The sequence below is a fragment of the Kitasatospora sp. NPDC088742 genome, from assembly GCF_055584905.1.
In genome coordinates, this window is the sequence record NZ_JBVJLD010000006.1 from 103,602 (window position 1) to 120,288 (window position 16,687).

13 protein-coding genes are annotated in these 16,687 nt (G+C 72.4%); 6 read left to right on the plus strand and 7 right to left on the minus strand.

The genetic code is table 11. The features are described 5' to 3' along the window. Positions 1-62 precede the first annotated feature (62 nt). From ACZ6ZR_RS08225 to ACZ6ZR_RS08240, 4 genes are all read right to left on the minus strand, one after another. Positions 63-1,667, minus strand: a complete 1,605-nt coding sequence (locus ACZ6ZR_RS08225) for an alpha/beta hydrolase (protein ID WP_465640618.1) — start codon at positions 1,665-1,667, stop codon at positions 63-65. Between the two features lie 40 nt (positions 1,668-1,707). Further along, complete coding sequence (locus ACZ6ZR_RS08230; protein WP_465640620.1) at positions 1,708-2,466, minus strand: HNH endonuclease family protein; 759 nt, start codon at positions 2,464-2,466, stop codon at positions 1,708-1,710. Between the two features lie 164 nt (positions 2,467-2,630). After that, on the minus strand, positions 2,631-4,859 hold the full coding sequence (locus ACZ6ZR_RS08235; protein WP_465640622.1) for a glycosyltransferase family 39 protein: 2,229 nt from the start codon (positions 4,857-4,859) through the stop codon (positions 2,631-2,633). Positions 4,860-4,940: 81 nt separating this feature from the next. Then, positions 4,941-6,065: an alpha/beta hydrolase gene (locus ACZ6ZR_RS08240; protein WP_465640624.1), complete on the minus strand. Its 1,125-nt coding sequence runs from the start codon at positions 6,063-6,065 to the stop codon at positions 4,941-4,943. Positions 6,066-6,225: 160 nt separating this feature from the next. Here ACZ6ZR_RS08240 and ACZ6ZR_RS08245 point away from each other — a divergent pair, with 160 nt between their 5' ends. The 3 genes from ACZ6ZR_RS08245 to ACZ6ZR_RS08255 all read left to right on the plus strand — a co-directional run bounded on the left by ACZ6ZR_RS08245 (position 6,226) and on the right by ACZ6ZR_RS08255 (position 8,855). After that, on the plus strand, positions 6,226-7,242 hold the full coding sequence (locus ACZ6ZR_RS08245) for a LacI family DNA-binding transcriptional regulator (protein ID WP_465640626.1): 1,017 nt from the start codon (positions 6,226-6,228) through the stop codon (positions 7,240-7,242). A gap of 35 nt (positions 7,243-7,277) precedes the next feature. Next, positions 7,278-7,946: a formylglycine-generating enzyme family protein gene (locus tag ACZ6ZR_RS08250; RefSeq protein ID WP_465640628.1), complete on the plus strand. Its 669-nt coding sequence runs from the start codon at positions 7,278-7,280 to the stop codon at positions 7,944-7,946. Between the two features lie 123 nt (positions 7,947-8,069). Then, positions 8,070-8,855, plus strand: coding sequence for a sporulation protein (locus ACZ6ZR_RS08255; protein ID WP_465640630.1), 786 nt, complete (start codon positions 8,070-8,072; stop codon positions 8,853-8,855). Between the two features lie 17 nt (positions 8,856-8,872). Here ACZ6ZR_RS08255 and ACZ6ZR_RS08260 read toward each other — a convergent pair whose 3' ends face one another. Next, positions 8,873-9,013, minus strand: a complete 141-nt coding sequence (locus tag ACZ6ZR_RS08260; RefSeq protein ID WP_465640632.1) for a hypothetical protein — start codon at positions 9,011-9,013, stop codon at positions 8,873-8,875. A gap of 52 nt (positions 9,014-9,065) precedes the next feature. Here ACZ6ZR_RS08260 and ACZ6ZR_RS08265 point away from each other — a divergent pair, with 52 nt between their 5' ends. Next, positions 9,066-9,788 carry a polysaccharide deacetylase family protein gene (locus ACZ6ZR_RS08265; protein WP_465640634.1) on the plus strand — a complete coding sequence of 241 codons (723 nt, stop codon included), beginning with the start codon at positions 9,066-9,068 and terminating at the stop codon, positions 9,786-9,788. Between the two features lie 37 nt (positions 9,789-9,825). After that, positions 9,826-11,175: an acyltransferase gene (locus tag ACZ6ZR_RS08270; RefSeq protein ID WP_465640636.1), complete on the plus strand. Its 1,350-nt coding sequence runs from the start codon at positions 9,826-9,828 to the stop codon at positions 11,173-11,175. 61 nt (positions 11,176-11,236) lie between these two features. Here the strand turns inward: ACZ6ZR_RS08270 and ACZ6ZR_RS08275 are convergent, their stop codons facing one another. Together ACZ6ZR_RS08275 and ACZ6ZR_RS08280 are read right to left on the minus strand one after the other, a co-directional pair. Further along, positions 11,237-13,792, minus strand: a complete 2,556-nt coding sequence (locus tag ACZ6ZR_RS08275) for a discoidin domain-containing protein (RefSeq protein WP_465640638.1) — start codon at positions 13,790-13,792, stop codon at positions 11,237-11,239. 229 nt (positions 13,793-14,021) lie between these two features. Continuing rightward, positions 14,022-15,248, minus strand: coding sequence for an ROK family transcriptional regulator (locus tag ACZ6ZR_RS08280; protein WP_465640640.1), 1,227 nt, complete (start codon positions 15,246-15,248; stop codon positions 14,022-14,024). A gap of 125 nt (positions 15,249-15,373) precedes the next feature. On the opposite strand from ACZ6ZR_RS08280, the gene ACZ6ZR_RS08285 reads away from it, so the two are divergent. Continuing rightward, positions 15,374-16,687 (plus strand): ABC transporter substrate-binding protein, encoded by a 1,314-nt coding sequence (locus tag ACZ6ZR_RS08285; RefSeq protein WP_465640642.1) that lies wholly within the window; start codon positions 15,374-15,376, stop codon positions 16,685-16,687.

Genomic DNA, 16,687 nt, shown 5'->3' on the forward strand with positions numbered 1-16,687 from the left:
GCCCCGATCTCACGCTGGTCCGCCTTCCGGACTCGCGCAGTTCCTCGCGCCCCTGTGGGGCGCTAGCAGCGCGTGCCAGGGGCCGGGAGGGTGCCTGTGGTGAGGTAGGTGTTGACGGCGGTGGTGGTGCACGGGTTCTTGTTGTAGCCGGTGTGGCCCTCGCCCTCGCGGGTGAGGAGGGTGGCGTTGCCGAGTTCGGCGGTGAGCTGCTGGGCCCAGGCGTACGGGGTGGCGGGGTCGCCGGTGGTGCCGACGACCAGGGCGGGGGCGGCGCCGGGGGCCTTGGCGGGGGCTGGCTGCTCGGTGGTGCGGTAGGGCCAGCTGCGGCAGTCCGGGTCGAACAGGTCCTCGTCGGTGTAGCGGGCCGAGATCAGTGGTGCCTCCGCGTGCAACTTCTGCTTGGCGGCGGCGAGTTGCGCGTCGGTGGGCACGTCGGCGCCGGGGTCCGCGCAGTGGATGGCGGTGTAGGCGTCGAGCATGTTGCTGTGCTTGCCGTCCTGGTCGCGGTCGTAGTAGTCGTCGGCCATCGCGAGCAGGTAGTCGCCCTTGTCGCGGATCATCGCCCAGCCGACGGCGTTGCGCAGGTACTCCCAGCTGGCGGCGTCGCCGTAGAGCATGCTCAGGGTGCCGGTCCAGCCGGCGGAGGCGGTGAGCTTGCGGCCGTCCGTGGTGGTCAGCGGCTCCTTCGCGAGGCCGTCCAGGAAGGCGGCCAGCTTGGCCGGGGCCTGCTCGGGGTCCTTGCCGAGGCTGCACTGCTTCTGCTCGGCGCAGTCGGCGGCGAAGGCGCGCAGGGCCTTCTCGAAACTGATGTTCTGCTGGACGGCGTGGTCGAGTTGGGTGAGCGTCGAGTCCACGGCGCCGTCCAGGACGACCCGGCCGGCCTTGTCCGGGAACTGCTCCAGGTAGCGGGAGCCCAGGTAGGTGCCGTACGAGAAGCCGAGGTAGTTGAGCTTGGGCTCGCCGAGCGCGCCGCGCAGGACGTCCAGGTCGCGGGCGGCGTCGCGGGTGCCGACGTGGGGGAGCAGCTTGCCGGAGTTGGCCCGGCAGGCGTCGGCCATGGTCCGGCCGCGGGTGCCGTCGCGGGTGTCGGTGCTGTCGAACTCGTCCCTGGCGCGGTCGTCCAGGCAGTGCACGGCGGTGCTGGCGCCGACGCCGCGCGGGTCGAAGCCGACCAGGTCGTAGCTCTCGCGCAGGCCGTCCTTGCCGAACTCGGTGCCCCGCTGGACCATGCCGACGCCGGAGCTGCCCGGGCCGCCGGGGTTGAGCAGCAGCGAGCCGATCCGCTTGCCGTCCTGGGCGGTCTGACGGCGCGCCAGGGCGATCTCGATGGTCTCGCCGCCGGGGGCCCGGTAGTCCAGCGGGACGCGGAGCCGGGCGCACTGCGCGGTGGACTCGTCGAGCTTCTCGGTCTTCGGGTCGTCGGCGCAGGCGGCCCAGCCGAGTTGCTGGGTGTAGAACGGCCGGAGCGCCGGGTCGGCCTCGCCGGTCGGCTTCGGGGTCGGGCTCGGGCTCGGTGTGGGGCTGGGACTCGGGCTCGGGAGGGCGCTCGCGGTGGTGCTCGGTGCGGAGGCCTCGGTGGAGGAGCCGGAGGTGCAGCCGGCGAGCAGGGCGGCCGCCAGGGCGACGGGGAGGAGACGGCCGGAGAGCCGGACGGTGTTCGCGATCACCGCCCATGGGTATCACCCGACCATCACATTGATCACCTCGTTATCCGCCGCAGAGCCCCAGCATGGTCTTCTTGTCGGCCGGGGCGACCGGGAGTTGGTACTTGAGGGAGACCTGGGCGAAGCGGACCGCGTAGGAGCAGCGGACCGCCTCGTTGGCCGGGAGCCAGGAGGAGGGGCCGGAGTCGCCCTTGGAGGCGTTCTGGGAGCCGTCGGCGGGGATCAGGTTGAGCGGGTCGTTGGCGATCTGGACGCGCTTGGCCTTGGGCCAGGCGGCGGCGCCCTGCTTCCAGTCGTAGGAGAGCGGCATCACGTGGTCGATCTGGATCTTCGTGGCCTGCTGCTTGGTCCACTGCACCGTCTGCCCGGTGTAGGGGTCGTAGATGGTCATGCCGGTGACCACGCAGGCGGAGCCGTCCTTGCGGGCCACCGACCGGCCGTCGCGGGCGAGCAGGTCGTCACGGGTGCCGCAGTCGTTGTGGCCGAACGGGACGCCGTCCACGTTGTCCGTCCACGGCGGGCCGAACTGGTCGCGGTCGTAGCCGGCCTGGGAACCGGGCTCGGCGGTGGTGACCTTGGCGATCAGGTCGCGGGCGGCCTTGCGGTCCCCGTCGGAGGTGATCGGGGCCAGACCGGGCTTGGTGCCGTCCGGGTTCTGCAGCGGGCTGGTGCCCAGGGCGGCGCCGTCGGCGGAGGAGGGGGCCTTGTCCTGGGAGTTGCCGGTGGGGCCGCAGGCGGCGAGGGCCGGGGCGAGCAGCAGGAGCAGGGCGGTCGCGGTGAGTGTGGTCCTGCGGGCGCGCACGGTGTCTTCCCCCGGTCGGTGGTGCGGTCGGTGACGGTGCACCAGCACAGCAGCCGCCTCACGGGGGGTCAAGTCGGCGCGACGGCGCGCCGGCCCGGAGTGCGCAAGCACACACGCGCCCCTCGGCGGGGGAGCTGCCGAGGGGCGCGTGCGGTACCGGGGCGTCAGCTCTTGGGCTGGACCGTCAGGTCGTAGAGCGTGGTGCCGCCGACCGTCTTGGCGGTGAAGTTCGCCGTCACCCAGGAGGCGATCTCGGACGACCAGTTGGAGCCGCCCATGCCGCCGCCGCCCATCCCGCCGCCACCGATGAACCAGTGCACCTTGCCGTCGGCGACGTACTGCTTGAACTGCTCCAGCGAGAGGGAGGGGTCCGAGCCGTTGAAGCCGCCGAGCGCCATCACCGGTTCGCCGCTGGCGAGTTGGTAGCTGGCCTGGTTCTGCGAGCCGACCGCTGCGGCGGTCCAGGTGTACCGGTCGGCGTCCTGCTTGAGCAACTGGGCCACCTCCTCCCTGACCTTGGCGCCGTTGAGCAGGCCGCCCATGCCGCCGCCGCCCGTCCCGCCGCCGAAGCCGAACCGGCCCTCGCCGCCGTCGCGGGGGAACTGGCCGGTACCGCCCGGGAACTGGCCGGTGCCACCAGGGAACTGGCCGCCGCCCTGCGGGAGTTGGCCACCGCCGTTCATCCGCATCCGGGGACCGCCGCCGCCCCCCGGCCCGAAGCCGTTGGCGCCCTCGACCCGGGGACCGGCCGTGACGATGGAGCCGGTGTGCGCGGTCGAGACGGTCTCGGCCGCGTAGGCCGCCGGACCGCCGAGGGCTGCCGCCAGGGCGGCCAGGCCGGCCACCGCGCCGAGCCGGGCGCCGGTACGGCCGGGCAGGTGCAGCACCGGGGCGAAGGCCAGCGCGAGCGCCGCCAGCAGCCCGGCCGCCAGTACGGCCCAGCGCAGCCACGGCACGAAGGTGGAGCTGCGGCCGAGCAGCACGTACGCCCAGACCGCGGTGGTGCCGACGGTGAGCGCCAGCAGCGCCGCGGACGGGACCCGGTGCCGGGCCCGCCAGAGGCCGTCCGCACCCATGCCGACCAGGGCGGCGACCGCCGGGGCGAGGGCCACCGTGTAGTACTGGTGGAAGATCCCCGACATGAAGCTGAAGGTCAGCCCGGTGCAGAGCAGCCAGCCGCCCCAGACCAGGAAGGCGGTGCGGGCGCCGTCGGTGCGCGGGGCGCGGCGGGTGGCCCAGAGGCCGGCCAGCAGCAGGATCAGCGCGGCCGGCAGCAGCCAGGCGATCTGGCCGCCGATGTCGCCGTCGAACAGCCGGGTGATGCCGGTGGAGCCCCACATGCCGCCGCCCTGGCCGCCACCGGGGCGGCCACCGCCGCCGACGCTGCCGGTCTCGTTGCCGGTGATCCGGCCGAGGCCGTTGTAGCCGAAGGTGACGGAGAGGAAGTCGTTGTCCTGCGAGCCGCCGATGTACGGGCGGGAGGAGGCCGGGACGAGTTCCACGACGGCCACCCACCAGCCGGCCGAGACCACCAGGGCCAGTGCGCCGTACAGCAGTTGGAGCACGCGGCGGCCGAGGCCGGTGGGCGCGGCCACCAGGTACACCAGGGCGATGGCGGGCAGCACCAGGAAGGCCTGCAGGGTCTTGGTGAGGAAGCCGAAGCCGAGCATCACGCCGACGAACAGCAGCCAGCGGGTGCTCGCGGTCTCGGTGGCCCGGACGGTGCCGTAGGCGGCCAGGGTCAGCAGCAGCACCAGCAGCGCGTCCGGGTTGTCGAAGCGGAACATCAGCGCGGCCACCGGGGTGAGCGCCAGCACCGCCCCGGCCACCAGGCCGCCGAGCGGGGAGAACCGGCGGCGCACCGTCGCGTACACGGTGGCCACGGTGGCCACGCCCATCAGCACCTGGGGCATCAGCAGGCTGAAGGAGTCGAGGCCGAACACCCGGGCGGAGAGCGCCATCGGCCAGAGCGACATCGGCGCCTTGTCGACGGTGATGAAGTTCGCCGCGTCCGAGGAGCCGTAGAAGAAGGCCTTCCAGCTCTGCGAACCGGCCTGCACGGCGGCCGAGTAGAAGGAGTTGGCCCAGCCGGAGGAGGTGAGGTTCCAGAAGTACAGGACCGCCGTCAGGGCCAGCAGGCCGAGCAGCGCCGGACGGGCCCAGGCCGGGTCGTCCGGGCGTCCGCGCCAGGTGCGGGCCGGGAGGGTGGTGAGCCGGGCGGCCCAGGTGGCCGGGCCCTTGGGGCCGGTGGCCGGCAGCGGGGCGGAGGGGAAGAGCGGGGGGACCTCGGCCCGGGCCGGTGGCGTCGGGGCGGCGGGCGGCACCGGCGGCGGGTAGTTCGCAGCCTCGGGCCACGGTTCGCTGGTCGGAGGAGGGGAACTGGTCGTGGTCATGGGGGCTACGCTCGGGCACCCCGCTGAGATTCTCGTGAAGCCCGGCTGTGAGCCCGGTTCAATCTCCCCCGTGACGCTTCGTCAGGCGGGCCGGACCTGCTGGAACTGCTTGCCGAGCCACTCCAGCGCGGGCGGGATCTCCCTGGTCCAGGTGTGGAAGTTGTGACCGCCGCTCTCCAGGGTGATGGTGGACAGCTTGGTCGGGGCCTGGAAGGCCTTCACCATCTCCTGGGTGGCCTGGTAGTTGTACTCGTTGTAGCTGGTGGCCAGCAGCAGCGACACCGGCTGGGCAGGCCGGTTCTTCAGCAGCCAGAGCAGGTCGTTCTCCTTCTTCAGCTGCTCGTCGCCCTCGAACAGGTCGCCCGTGGTGACGTCGGTCGCGGCCTCGTAGTAGCCGGAGAGCGCGATCGCCGAGCGGTACGAATTCGGCTTGCGCATGGCGAACTTGAGGGCGCAGTAGCCGCCGGTCGAGTTCCCGATCGCGGCCCGCTGCTCGGGCTTGTCGGAGACCCGGTAGGTGGCCGCCACGGCGGTCGGCACGTCCTCGGTGAAGAAGGTCTCGGTCTGCGGGCCCTTGGGGACGTCGACGCACTCGGTGTCCCGGTTGCCGGTCACGGACGGACGCATCATCACCAGGATGGTCGGGGGCAGCTTGCCCTCCCCGATCGCCTCCAGCGTGGAGGAGGGGTAGTTCAGCAGCGTGACCAGCTTCTCGATCGAGCCCGGGTAGCCGGAGAGCACCAGCAGCATCGGGAACTTCTGGTGCTCGTAGCCGGGCTGGAAGTACTGCGGCGGCAGGTAGACGGCCGCGTCGCTGAAGATGCCGGACTTGGTGCCGGTCAGGCTGACCTGCTGGAGCACCCCGGACCGCTCCCGGGCCGAACCCTGGGAGGAGAACACCTTCTCCTCCCAGCGCAGCGAGAGCGAGCCCTTGGACGAGGGCTGCTGGTCGACCACCTTGCCGGGGGACCCGTCCGTCCCGAGCAGGTCGGTCCAGGTGGTGTAGAAGCCGAAGTAGGAGTTGGCCACCAGACCCATCGCGGCCAGCATCGCCACCTGGGTGACGAAGAAGGCGCCGAGCCGTCCGGTCCAGGCCTTCCAGCCCTTCCCTGCCAGCCGTGGCCAGAGCCACATGGTCAGCACGAAGGCCAGCACCGCGAAGGTGACGGCGACGATCTGGATCGGGTTTCCGGTCAGGCTGGGCACTTGCTGATCGTAGATGAGAGATTCCTGGGACTTGCCCGCAGGGGTGGCGGAATGCCCCGTTCCGTGTCGACTCTGCCCGGTTCCGCGCGATTGCTGCCCCGGAGGCCGCACCGGCTCTGCCCTCGCGGCCCCCTGTGCGGCCCGTGCTATAAACGGCCGCATGAGCGAAGCCCTGGCGCGGCGGCCCGCGACGTTGGAGGACGTGGCCCGGGAGGCGGGGGTCTCGCGGTCGACCGTCTCACGGGTGATCAACAACATCCGGAACGTGGACCCCGAGATCCAGCAGGTGGTCCGGGACGCGGTGGCCGCCACCGGCTACGTCCCCAACGCGGCCGCCCGCGCCCTGGTGACCAGACGGGCCGGGTCGGTGGCGCTGGTGGTCTCGGGCACCCCCGGGCAGGGCGAGATCTTCACCGACCCCTTCTTCGGACGGGTCGTCAGCGGGGTCATCGGCGCGCTGCGCCCGCTCGGCGTGCACCCCGTGCTGATGCTGGCGGACGACGCGGCGGCCCGCGAGGAGGTGCTCTCCTTTCTCCGCCAGGGCAACGCCGACGGCGCGATGCTGGTCTCCGCCCGGGCCGGGGACCCGCTGCCGGGGCGGCTGGTGGAGGCCGGGCTGCCGGTGGTGATGTTCGGCGCCCCGCCGGAGGGTCTCGCCGACCGGCTGAGCTGGGTCGACCTGGCCAACGTCGAGGGCGGCCGGCTGGCCGCCGGGCACCTGCGCGAGCGCGGCTGCCGCCGGATCGTCTCCATCGCCGGGCCGTCCGCGCTCGCCGCGGGGCGGGACCGGCTGGTGGGGCTGCGCGAGGTGCTCGGTGACGTGCCGTCGGCCGAAGGCGACTTCGGGCAGGCCAGCGGAGCGGCGGCGATGGCGGAGCTGCTGGCCGGCCACCCGGACCTGGACGGCGTGGTGGCCGCCAACGACCTGATGGCCCGCGGGGCGGTCGCGGTGCTGGCCGAGCACGGCCGGCGGGTGCCGCAGGACGTGGCGGTGGTGGGCTTCGACGACAGCAGCGCGGCGACGGGCGGGCTGCCACTGCTGTCGACGGTGCGTCAGCCGGTGGAGCGGATGGCCGCCGAGATGGCCCGGATCCTCCTGGAACGCATCGCCGACCCGGCCACCGGCCCCGCCTCGGTGGTCTTCGAACCGGAACTGGTCGTCCGCGAGTCCGCCTGACCTCTGCGCCTCCGGGGGCGTCGTAGGGTGAGCCCATGGACGTGGGGGAAGAGTTCCGGCTGGTGGATGTCCCGGCGGGGCGGGTGCTCCTCTCGGACCGCAGGACGCAGCGGAGTTGGGAGGTCGCGGTCGCGGGGTTCGCGCTCTCGGCGGTCCCGGTCACGCAGGAGTCGTACGCCCGGGTGACGGGTCTGCGGCCGGGAGCGGGGACGGGGACGGGGCTGCCGGTCGAGGGGGTCTCCTGGTTCGACGCGGTCGGGTTCTGCAACGCGCTGTCCGAGCGGGCCGGGCTGACGCCGGTGTACCGGATCGACGGCGACGCGGTGGAGTGGGAGACCGCGGCAGACGGCTACCGGCTGCCGACCGAGGCGGAGTGGGAGCACGCCTGCCGGGCGGGCAGCACCGGCCCGCGCTACGGCGAGCTGGACGCGATCGCCTGGTACGCGCGGAACTCGGACGGCCGGGTGCGCCCGGTCGGCGGCAGGAAGCCCAACGCCTGGGGCCTGTACGACATGCTCGGCAACGTCTGGGACTGGTGCTGGGACGTCTACGACGCCGAGGTGTACGGGAGTTACCGGGTGCTGCGCGGTGGCGGGTGGTCGGACGAGCAGTGGAGTTGCCGGGCCTCGGTGCGCCGCCGCAGCCACCCCACCTACCGGATCGACGACGTGGGCTTTCGGATCGCCCGGTCGGGCCGGGGGTAATGCGGAGGTCAACTCCGTCGGGCGGAAAGGGAATTGTTGTGACGATCCGGCCGCACCGGGAATGACTTCCGGCATTCCGGGTGAGGTGGGAGACTCGGGGCATATCCGATGAGAGGAAGCGCGATGGGATTCAAGCGACTGCTGGCCGGGCTCGGAGCCGGTGGGGCCTCGGTGGAGACGGTGCTCACCGACCCGAACGTGGTGCCCGGCGGCACGCTCCACGGTGAGGTGCGGATCCAGGGCGGCAAGGTCGACCAGCGGATCGAGGGGCTGACCCTCAGCCTCCAGGCGCGGGTCGAGGTGGAGAGCGGCGAGGGCGAGCACCACCAGGACATCCGCTTCCAACCGACCAGGCTGGGTGGGGAGTTCGAGCTCAAGGAGGGCGCGCTGCACGCCGTGCCGTTCGCGATCCCGGTGCCGTGGGAGACGCCGGTGACGGCGGTCGGCGGGCAGCAGCTGCGCGGCATGGTGCTCGGCGTGCACACCGAGCTGGCGATCGACCGGGCGGTGGACGCGGGCGACCTGGACCCGATCGTGGTCCACCCGCTGCCGGTGCAGCAGGCGATCCTGGACGCGTTCGGCCGGCTCGGCTTCGGTTTCAAGGGCGCTGACCTGGAGCGCGGCCACATCCGCAACACCCGGCAGCGGCTGCCGTTCTACCAGGAGATCGAGTTCTTCGCGCCGCAGCAGCAGTACCCGGGCCTGAACCAGGTCGAGCTCTCCTTCGTGGCGGACGAGCACGCGGTGGACGTGGTGCTGGAGATGGACAAGAAGGGCGGCCTCTTCACCGAGGGCTCCGACACCTTCCGCTCCTTCACCGTCGCGCACCCGGACGTGAACGCCACCGACTGGGCCGGCTACCTGCACCAGTGGCTCCATTCGGTCGGCGGTCAGCGCGGCTGGCTCTGATCCGGCCCGTCCCGCGCCTACGGTGACGGCATGTCGGTGAGTCGCAGGGCGGTCCTGGGCGGGTTGGCGGCGGTGGGGCTGGCGGGCTGCGGACGGCCGTCGGAGGCACCGCCCGCCGTCCCGTCCACTCCGTCACCCACGTCCACTCCGTCACCCACGCCCACACCGTCCCCCACACCCACGGCGTCCGCCACGCCCGCGCCGTCGCCCGTGGCAGCGGTACTGCCGACCAGGGCGGAGGTGGTCGCCCGGTACGGCGGGCAGCCGGCCGGGCGGTGGGGGACGGACGTGGCCGGGGTGCTCGGCCGGCTGCCGGGGGAGGCGGTCGCGCTCACCTTCGACGCATGCGGCGGCCCCGACGGCAGCGGCTGCGACGAGGCGCTGCTACGGACGCTCCGTCAGCACGCAGTGCCCGCAACCCTGTTCGTGAACGCGCGCTGGCTGGCCGCCGATCCGGGCCGGGCCCGGGAGCTGGCCGCCGATCCGCTGTTCGAACTGGCCAACCACGGCACCGCGCACCGCCCGCTCTCGGTGGACGGCCGCTCCGCGTACGGGATCGCCGGCACCCGCGGCGTCGGCGAGGTCTACGACGAGGTGGCCGGCAACCACCGGGGGCTGGCCGAGCTGACCGGCCGTCCGCCCCGCTTCTTCCGCTCCGGCACCGCGCACTACGACGAGACCGCCGTCCGGGTGGTCGGCGAACTGGGCGAGCGGGTCGCCGGGTTCACCGTGAACGCGGACGCCGGGGCGACCTTCACCCCGGCCCAGGTGCGGCAGGCGCTGGCCGGTGTCCGCCCCGGGGCGATCGTGATCGCGCACGTCAACCAGCCCGGCCACGGCACCGCCGCCGGGTTCGCCGCCGCGCTGCCCGAACTGCTCGGCGCCGGCCGGAGGTTCGTACGCCTCTCGGATGGTGTAGACCACCTGGGTTAGCCGCTAGGGTCTCGGTCAACCACCGGGAGGGGCAGCCATGACCATCACCACCACCAGCGAGCACGTGCGGACCGTCCGGGCCGGGACGGCCACGGGTACGGTGGTCCGCTGCGGGGTCTCCGATGCGATGCTCGCCGAACTGGCCGTCTCCGTCGTGTTCTTCTACGACCACCCGCTGGACGAGGAGCGCCTGGCCGGGGGTCTGGCGGTGGCGCTCGCCCGGGTGCCGCTGTTCGGTGGACGGCTGCGCGGCGGTGCCGACGGGCTGGAGATCGTCTGCTCGGACGCGGGCGTCCCGATGGTCTCGGGGAGTGTCCCGGAGACCCTGGGCGAGGCGCTCGGGCGGATGACCCTGGCCGCCTCCGGCTACGTGGACCACGTCGCGGCCCAGGCCGTGCACGACGGCGAACTCCCGCTGTTCACCGTCAGGTTGAGCCGCCTGGCGGACGGCGGCACGGCGCTCGGCTGCTCCTGGCACCACGTGCTCGGCGACATGCAGACCTTCATGACCCTGATGCGCTCCTGGTCGGCCGCGGTGGAGGGCACCGAGCAGCCCGAGACGCTGCTGGCCGAAGACCGCGAGGCGTACCTGAGCTCGGTGCTGCCCGAGCGGGACTCCGGGCGGCTGGGCTTCCGGATCCCGGACGCCGCGGAGGCCGAGCTGCTGGCCCGCGAGTTCGCCGTCGCCACCCGGGCCAACCGGACCACCCAGGTCTACTTCACCGAGGGCGAGACCGCCCGGCTGCGGGCGGAGTTCGAGGCGGCGGCCGGGCGGCGGCTCTCGGTCAACGACGTGCTCTGCGCCCATGTGGTCACCGCGGTGCGCCGTTTGGACGAGGACCACGAGGCCCGCACCCTGCTGCTGCCGGTGAACGTCCGCCGCCATCTCGGCGTGCCGGCGGGGCAGTCGGGGAACGTGCTGGGCGAGATCGCGCTGAGCTGTCCGGCCGACGCCGACCCGGCCGCACTGGCCGGGGAGATCCGGGCGGCGGTGGACTCCTTCGCCACCGAGCACCTCAGCCTGCGGACCAACCGGGACTTCCTGGCCACCCTGGGCCGGGAGCGGCTGCGCGAGTGCGTCCCGCTCGGCTTCGACCCGGCGGCCAAGACCTTCACGCTCTCCACCTGGTCCCGCTCCGGCGTCTACGACCTGGCCTTCGAGGGGCACCGGCCGATCGCCTTCAGCCCGGCCGCGAGCGTCCAACTCCCGTGGGTCTCCTGGCTGGTGGAGGGCTTTGAGGGGAGCGGGCACCTGCTCACCGTCTCGCTCCCGGTCCGGCTGGCCGGCCGGCTGCGCACCGAGGCGGGGCAGGCCGTGCTGCACTCACACCGGGCGGCCGACGAGCAACTCCCGGAGACCGCCCGGCAGATGAGGAAGCTGGCCTGAGCGCACGGCCCGCCCCCACCTCCGCCGAGGTGGGGGCGGGCCGCCCGTCAGGCAGCCGGGGTCACGGGAAGGAGACCACGGTGGACGGGGTGGTGCCGGTGCCCGAGGTGCCGGGGCCGGTGGAGTTGACCACGTGGTTGTACTGGCCGTTGCCGCCCAGCGAGACCACCGAGAGGTCGTGGAACTTCACGCCCGGCCGGGCCGGGGCCTCGAAGCCGTGCTCCTGACGGATGGTCGGGTCCACGTTGTAGTAGCAGTAGCTGCCCAGGCCCCAGCCCTCGTGGGTCTGGACGTCCGGGCCGACCCGGTAGGCGGCGTAGCCCTGGGTCGAACCGTTCTGCACCGCGGCCTGGTTGGGGGCGTCGTAGGACTTCTCGTTCTGGAAGAAGATCGTCCTGCCGCGCTCGCCGAACCACTGCACGTCGTACTTGTTGAAGTGCTCGACGAACAGGCCGCTGGTCAGCACGTCGTCGCCGTTCACGATCAGGCCGTAGTCCGAGCGGTTGGTCTCCCAGCCGACGCCGTCACCGTGGTCGGCCCGCCAGAGCCAGGTGTGGTCCACGATCACGTCGTCGCTGTTGACCACGACCGCCGTGGTGGCCTTGCCGGCGCCCGCGCCGCCGACCCGGACGAAGACGTCCTGCACGGTGGTGGGGTTGGCGGTGTGGTCGGCGGAGGCGCCGGTGGGGCCGACCTCCAGCAGGGTGGGGGAGTTGACGGTGCCGGCGTCGATCAGGAAGCCGGCCAGCTTCACGCCGTCCACGTCGGCGACCTTCATCGCGGTGACGCCGTTGTCCGGGACCAGGGTGGCCAGGCCGAGGCCGAGCACCACGGTGTCCGGCCGGGTGACGCTGATGGTCTGGTCGACGTGGTAGACCCCAGGCGTGAACAGCAGGTTGAGGCCTTGGGCCAGCGCCGCGTTGATGGTGGCCGCGGTGGCGCCCGCCTTCACCACGTAGAACTGCGAGAGCGGGACCGAGCTGCCCTGCGGGGTTCCGTTGCCCCAGCTGGTGCCGCGCGCGTCGGTCCGCTTGGCCGGGACGAAGACCTTGTAGTCGGCGCCGTCCAGGTAGAGGAAGGGCTTCTCCCGGGAGACCGGGGTGGTGTCCAGGGTGGTGTAGGCGGGGTTCGGGAAGCTCTGCGCGGGGGCGCCCTGGACGCCGGAGAAGACCTGGTTCCAGACCGAGTTGGAGAAGCCGCCGATCGAGCTGTCCCGGGTGTACCACTGCTGCTGCGAGTAGTTGCCGATCTGCCCGTCGACCTTGCTGTCGGCGATGTACCCGCCGCTGGCCCAGCCGTAGCCGTTGGGCGCCAGGTTGAGCCCGCCCTTGACGTGCATCCGGCGGAACGGGGCGGCTTGGGCGACGGCCCAGCGGTCGGTGCCGCTGACCGGGTTGAGGGCCAGGTTCTCGGTGGAGCGCCAGAAGTTCTGGGTGGCGTTGCCGTTGAACCAGCCGGCGTCCACGGTGACGTCGCCGTTGATGGTGGTGTCGTCGGGGGAGAGGCCGAGGCCGCTGACCGAGGTGTAGAAGCCGACCTGGGCGTTGAGGTTGTTGTACGTGCCCGGCTTGAACAGGAACTGGTAGCGACCGCTGCCGAACTGGGCCGACTCCTGCTGCTGGAAGACCTGGTCCAGCCTGGCCTGGATGTCCGGGGTGGACGGGTCGAAGACGATCACGTTGGGGCCGAGGTCGCCACCGCCCTGGATCGGGGGCAGGCCGGTGCCGGTGTTGACCTTGAAGTCCCAGAGCGAGTAGCCGTACCCGGTGCCCCGGGTCAGGCCGTTGAGCCGGACGTACCGGCCGGAGCCGGAGACGTCGAGGGTCTCGGTGCCGCCGGTACCGTTGGTGGTGGTCTTGACGGTGGCCCAGCTGCTGCCGTCGGCCGAGGTCTGGATCTGGTACGACTTCCCGTACGCCGCTTCCCAGTTGAGCACCACCCGGCAGAGCTGCTGCACGGAGCCGAGGTCCACCTGGAGCCACTGCGGGTCACTGGCGGCCGAGGCCCAGCGGGTGCCGGAGTTGCCGTCGGTGGCGGCGGAGGCCGGGGTGCCCGCGTTCTCGGTGGAGGAGGCCGTGGTGGGGCGGCCCTGGGCGGCGTCGGTGGCGGAGCAGGTGGAGCCGCCGGTCTGCGAGCCGAAGACCTGGAACTCCCAGAGCGAGTAGCCGTAGCCGGTGCCCCGGGTCAGGCCGTTCATCCGGACGTAGCGGCCGGTGCCGGTGACGTTCAGGGTCTCGGTGCCGCCGGTGCCGTTGCTGGTGGTGTGGACGGTGGTCCAGCTGACACCGTCGGCCGAGGTCTGGATCTGGTACGACTTCCCGTACGCGGCTTCCCAGTTGAGCACCACCTTGCTGATGGTGGCGGTGGCGCCGAGGTCCACCTGGAGCCACTGCTGGTCGCTCGCGGCCGAGGACCAGCGGGTGGCGGTGGAGCCGTCCACGGCGAGGGCGGCGGCGGTCCCGCCGTTCTCGGTGGAGGAGGCGGTGACGGCCTTGCCCTGGGAGATCAGGGCGTCGGCCGCGTGGGCGGTGGTGCCGGGCAGGGCGAGCAGTGCTCCGGAGAGCAGTGCCAGCGTGGTGGCGGTCGCGGCTGTACCGCGTGCCGAGGTGAGCCTCACGGGCTTCTCCTGCGGTGGGTGGGGGGTGGGGGTCGGGAGGCGCGGGCGGTGGACACGGACACACCGGCGGATCTTTGGAGAGCGCTCCCCGGTGGGAGTGTGGAGGGCCCAACTCGCGCCTGTCAAGCACCCGGTGACGACCTGACGTACCGCCGGCCGGTCGGCACCCGGCCAGACGTGTACGGTCAAGTCGTCCTCCCCGTAGGGGAGTTGTCGCAGGTCGGGACGGCTACGCCGGGGCCGGCCGGCGGAGTTCGCCGCCCGAGGTGAGGAAGTGGGTGAGCGGCAGGGTGGCCGCGCCCACGGTGACGGCGTCCGGGCCCAGGCGGCCCAGGGTGATGGTGGTCTGGGCGCGCGGGAAGTGCAGCGCGTACTCGGTGGTGGCGGCCTCGATGCCCGGGAGCAGCCGCGGCCCGAGCAGCAGGCCGGCCCAGCCGCCGATGACGATCCGCTCGGGGTTGAACAGGTTGACCAGGTCGGCGATGGCCGCGCCCAGGTACTCGGCGGCCTCCGCGAGCAGTGCCTCCGCCGCCGGATCGCCGGCCTCGGCCGCGGCCAGCAGTGCGGCCAGGCCCTCCTTCTCGGAGCTGCCGGGCGGCGCCGCGCCCCACCGCTCGACCAGCGCCTCCGCGCCGACGTAGGCCTCCAGGCAGCCCTTCGAGCCGCAGCGGCAGCGCCGCCCGCCGACGTGCACCTTGGTGTGGCCCCACTCGCCCGCGCTGCTGGTGGCGCCCCGGAAGCGGGAGCCGTCGGCGATCACGCAGGCCCCGACGCCGGAGCCGAACAGCGCCACCACCGCGTGCCGCGCGCCCTGCCCCGCGCCGAACCACATCTCGGCCTGGCCCAGGGTCTTGGCGCCGTTGTCCACGTAGAGCGGCAGGTCGGTGCCGGCCCGCAGCAGCCGCCCGAGCGGGACGGCGTCCCAGCCCACGGTCTGGCTGTGCACCACCACGCCGTACCCGTCCGAGCCGGGGTCGCCCTGCTCGACGATGCCGGGCACGCCGACGCCGACGCCGAGCACGGTCGCCCGGTCCACGCCGGTCCGCTCCAGCACCTCGGTGATGCCGGTGAGCATCAACTCGACCACGTGGTCCACGTCGTGGCCGTGGTCGGAGAGCGGGTGGTCGCTGGCGGCCAGCTCGGTCAGGGCCAGGTCGAAGAGCGCGACCCGCACCTGGGTCTCGCCCACGTCCACCCCGATCAGGTGTGCCCGGTCGGGCGTGACCTGGAGCAGGATCCGGGGGCGGCCGCCGTCGGAGTCGACCGAGCCGCACTCCTCGACCAGCCCGTCGGCGATCAGTTCGCCCACCACGTTGCTGACCGAGCCGCCGCTCAGGCCGCTGATCCGCCCCAACTCCTGTCTGCTCAGCGGACCTTCGAAGTACAGCCGGTGCAACAGGGTGGAACGGCTGCCCCGTCGCAGGTCACGGACGGTCTGCTTGCCTCGCTCTGTCATGTGGTCTCCCTCCTGGCCTGAATCTATCGCTGCGCGGACTCTTGACGCCAGCTTTTCTCACACGTTAAATCACGGTCCGAAGTAAGCATCTGAGCTAGTAACACTCGTCCGAGAGGGACACGGTCATGCGCTTCCACCGTCTCGCCGCAGCCACCGCCCTGGTCTCCGTCCTCACCCTGACCGCGACCGCCTGCGGCGGCGGGTCCTCCTCCGAGGGCGGCGACAACAGCGCCCCGAAGGAACTCACCTACTGGGCCAGCAACCAGGGCACCAGTCTGGAGAACGACAAGCAGGTCCTGGAGCCCGAACTGAGAAAGTTCGAGCAGCAGACCGGCATCAAGGTCAAGCTCGAGGTCGTCCCCTGGTCCGACCTGCTGAACCGCATCCTGGCCGCCACCGCCTCCGGCCAGGGCCCCGACGTGCTGAACATCGGCAACACCTGGTCCGCCTCGCTCCAGGCCACCGGCGCCCTGCTGCCGTTCGACGAGGCGACCTTCGGCAAGATCGGCGGCAAGGACCGGTTCACGCCGTCCACCATCGCCTCCGCCGGGGCGGCGGGCAAGGACCCGGCGGCCGTTCCGCTGTACTCCATGGCCTACGGCCTGTACTACAACAAGAAGCTCTTCCAGCAGGCCGGCATCGCCCAGCCCCCCGCCACCTGGGACGAGCTGGTGACGGACGCCCAGAAGCTCACCAAGGACGGCAAGTTCGGCCTCGCCATCGAGGGCGGCAACGTCTCGGAGAACGTCCACCACGCCTTCGCGTTCGGCAAGCAGCACGGCGCCGACTGGTTCGACGCGGCCGGCAAGCCCGCCTTCGCCACCCCCGAGGCGGTCGCGGCGGTCAAGCAGTACGTCGACTTCATCGCCAAGGACAGGATCGCCGCCCCGGGCAACGCCGAGTACGCGGCCAACCAGTCGGTGACCGACTTCGCCAGTGGCAAGGCCGCGATGCTGATGTGGCAGGCCGCCGGCGCCTCGCTCAAGTCGCACGGCATGGCCCCCGAGGACTACGCCGTCGCGCCGATCCCGCTCCCGGCCGGGGCGAGCGGCGCCAAGGCCACCACCTCGATGGTGGCGGGCATCAACCTGGCGGTCTTCAAGAACACCAAGAACACCGACGGCGCCCTGCAGTTCGTGAAGTTCATGACCAGCAGCGAGGAGCAGGTCCAGCTGAACAAGACCTACGGCTCCATCCCGCCGGTCAAGGACGCCCAGGCCGATCCCGCCTTCTCCACCCCGGAGTTGAAGACCCTGGCCACCGTGCTGCAGACCAGCGCCGCCCCGCTGCCGCAGGTGGCCAACGAGAGCCAGTTCGAGACCCTGGTCGGCACGGCGGTGAAGAACCTGCTGGCCGCCGCCGCCTCCGGCAAGCCGGTCACCGAGGAGTCGGTGAAGGCCGAACTCACCAAGGCCCAGCAGCAGATGCCGGCGAACTGA

Excerpts from the sequence above, each read along its gene's own strand:
- ACZ6ZR_RS08235 (WP_465640622.1), bottom strand. The coding sequence starts at position 4,859 with ATGACCACGACCAGTTCCCCTCCTCCGACCAGCGAACCGTGGCCCGAG.
- ACZ6ZR_RS08245 (WP_465640626.1), top strand. The coding sequence starts at position 6,226 with ATGAGCGAAGCCCTGGCGCGGCGGCCCGCGACGTTGGAGGACGTGGCC.
- ACZ6ZR_RS08250 (WP_465640628.1), top strand. The coding sequence starts at position 7,278 with ATGGACGTGGGGGAAGAGTTCCGGCTGGTGGATGTCCCGGCGGGGCGG.
- ACZ6ZR_RS08255 (WP_465640630.1), top strand. The coding sequence starts at position 8,070 with ATGGGATTCAAGCGACTGCTGGCCGGGCTCGGAGCCGGTGGGGCCTCG.
- ACZ6ZR_RS08270 (WP_465640636.1), top strand. The coding sequence starts at position 9,826 with ATGACCATCACCACCACCAGCGAGCACGTGCGGACCGTCCGGGCCGGG.
- ACZ6ZR_RS08280 (WP_465640640.1), bottom strand. The coding sequence starts at position 15,248 with ATGACAGAGCGAGGCAAGCAGACCGTCCGTGACCTGCGACGGGGCAGC.
- ACZ6ZR_RS08285 (WP_465640642.1), top strand. The coding sequence starts at position 15,374 with ATGCGCTTCCACCGTCTCGCCGCAGCCACCGCCCTGGTCTCCGTCCTC.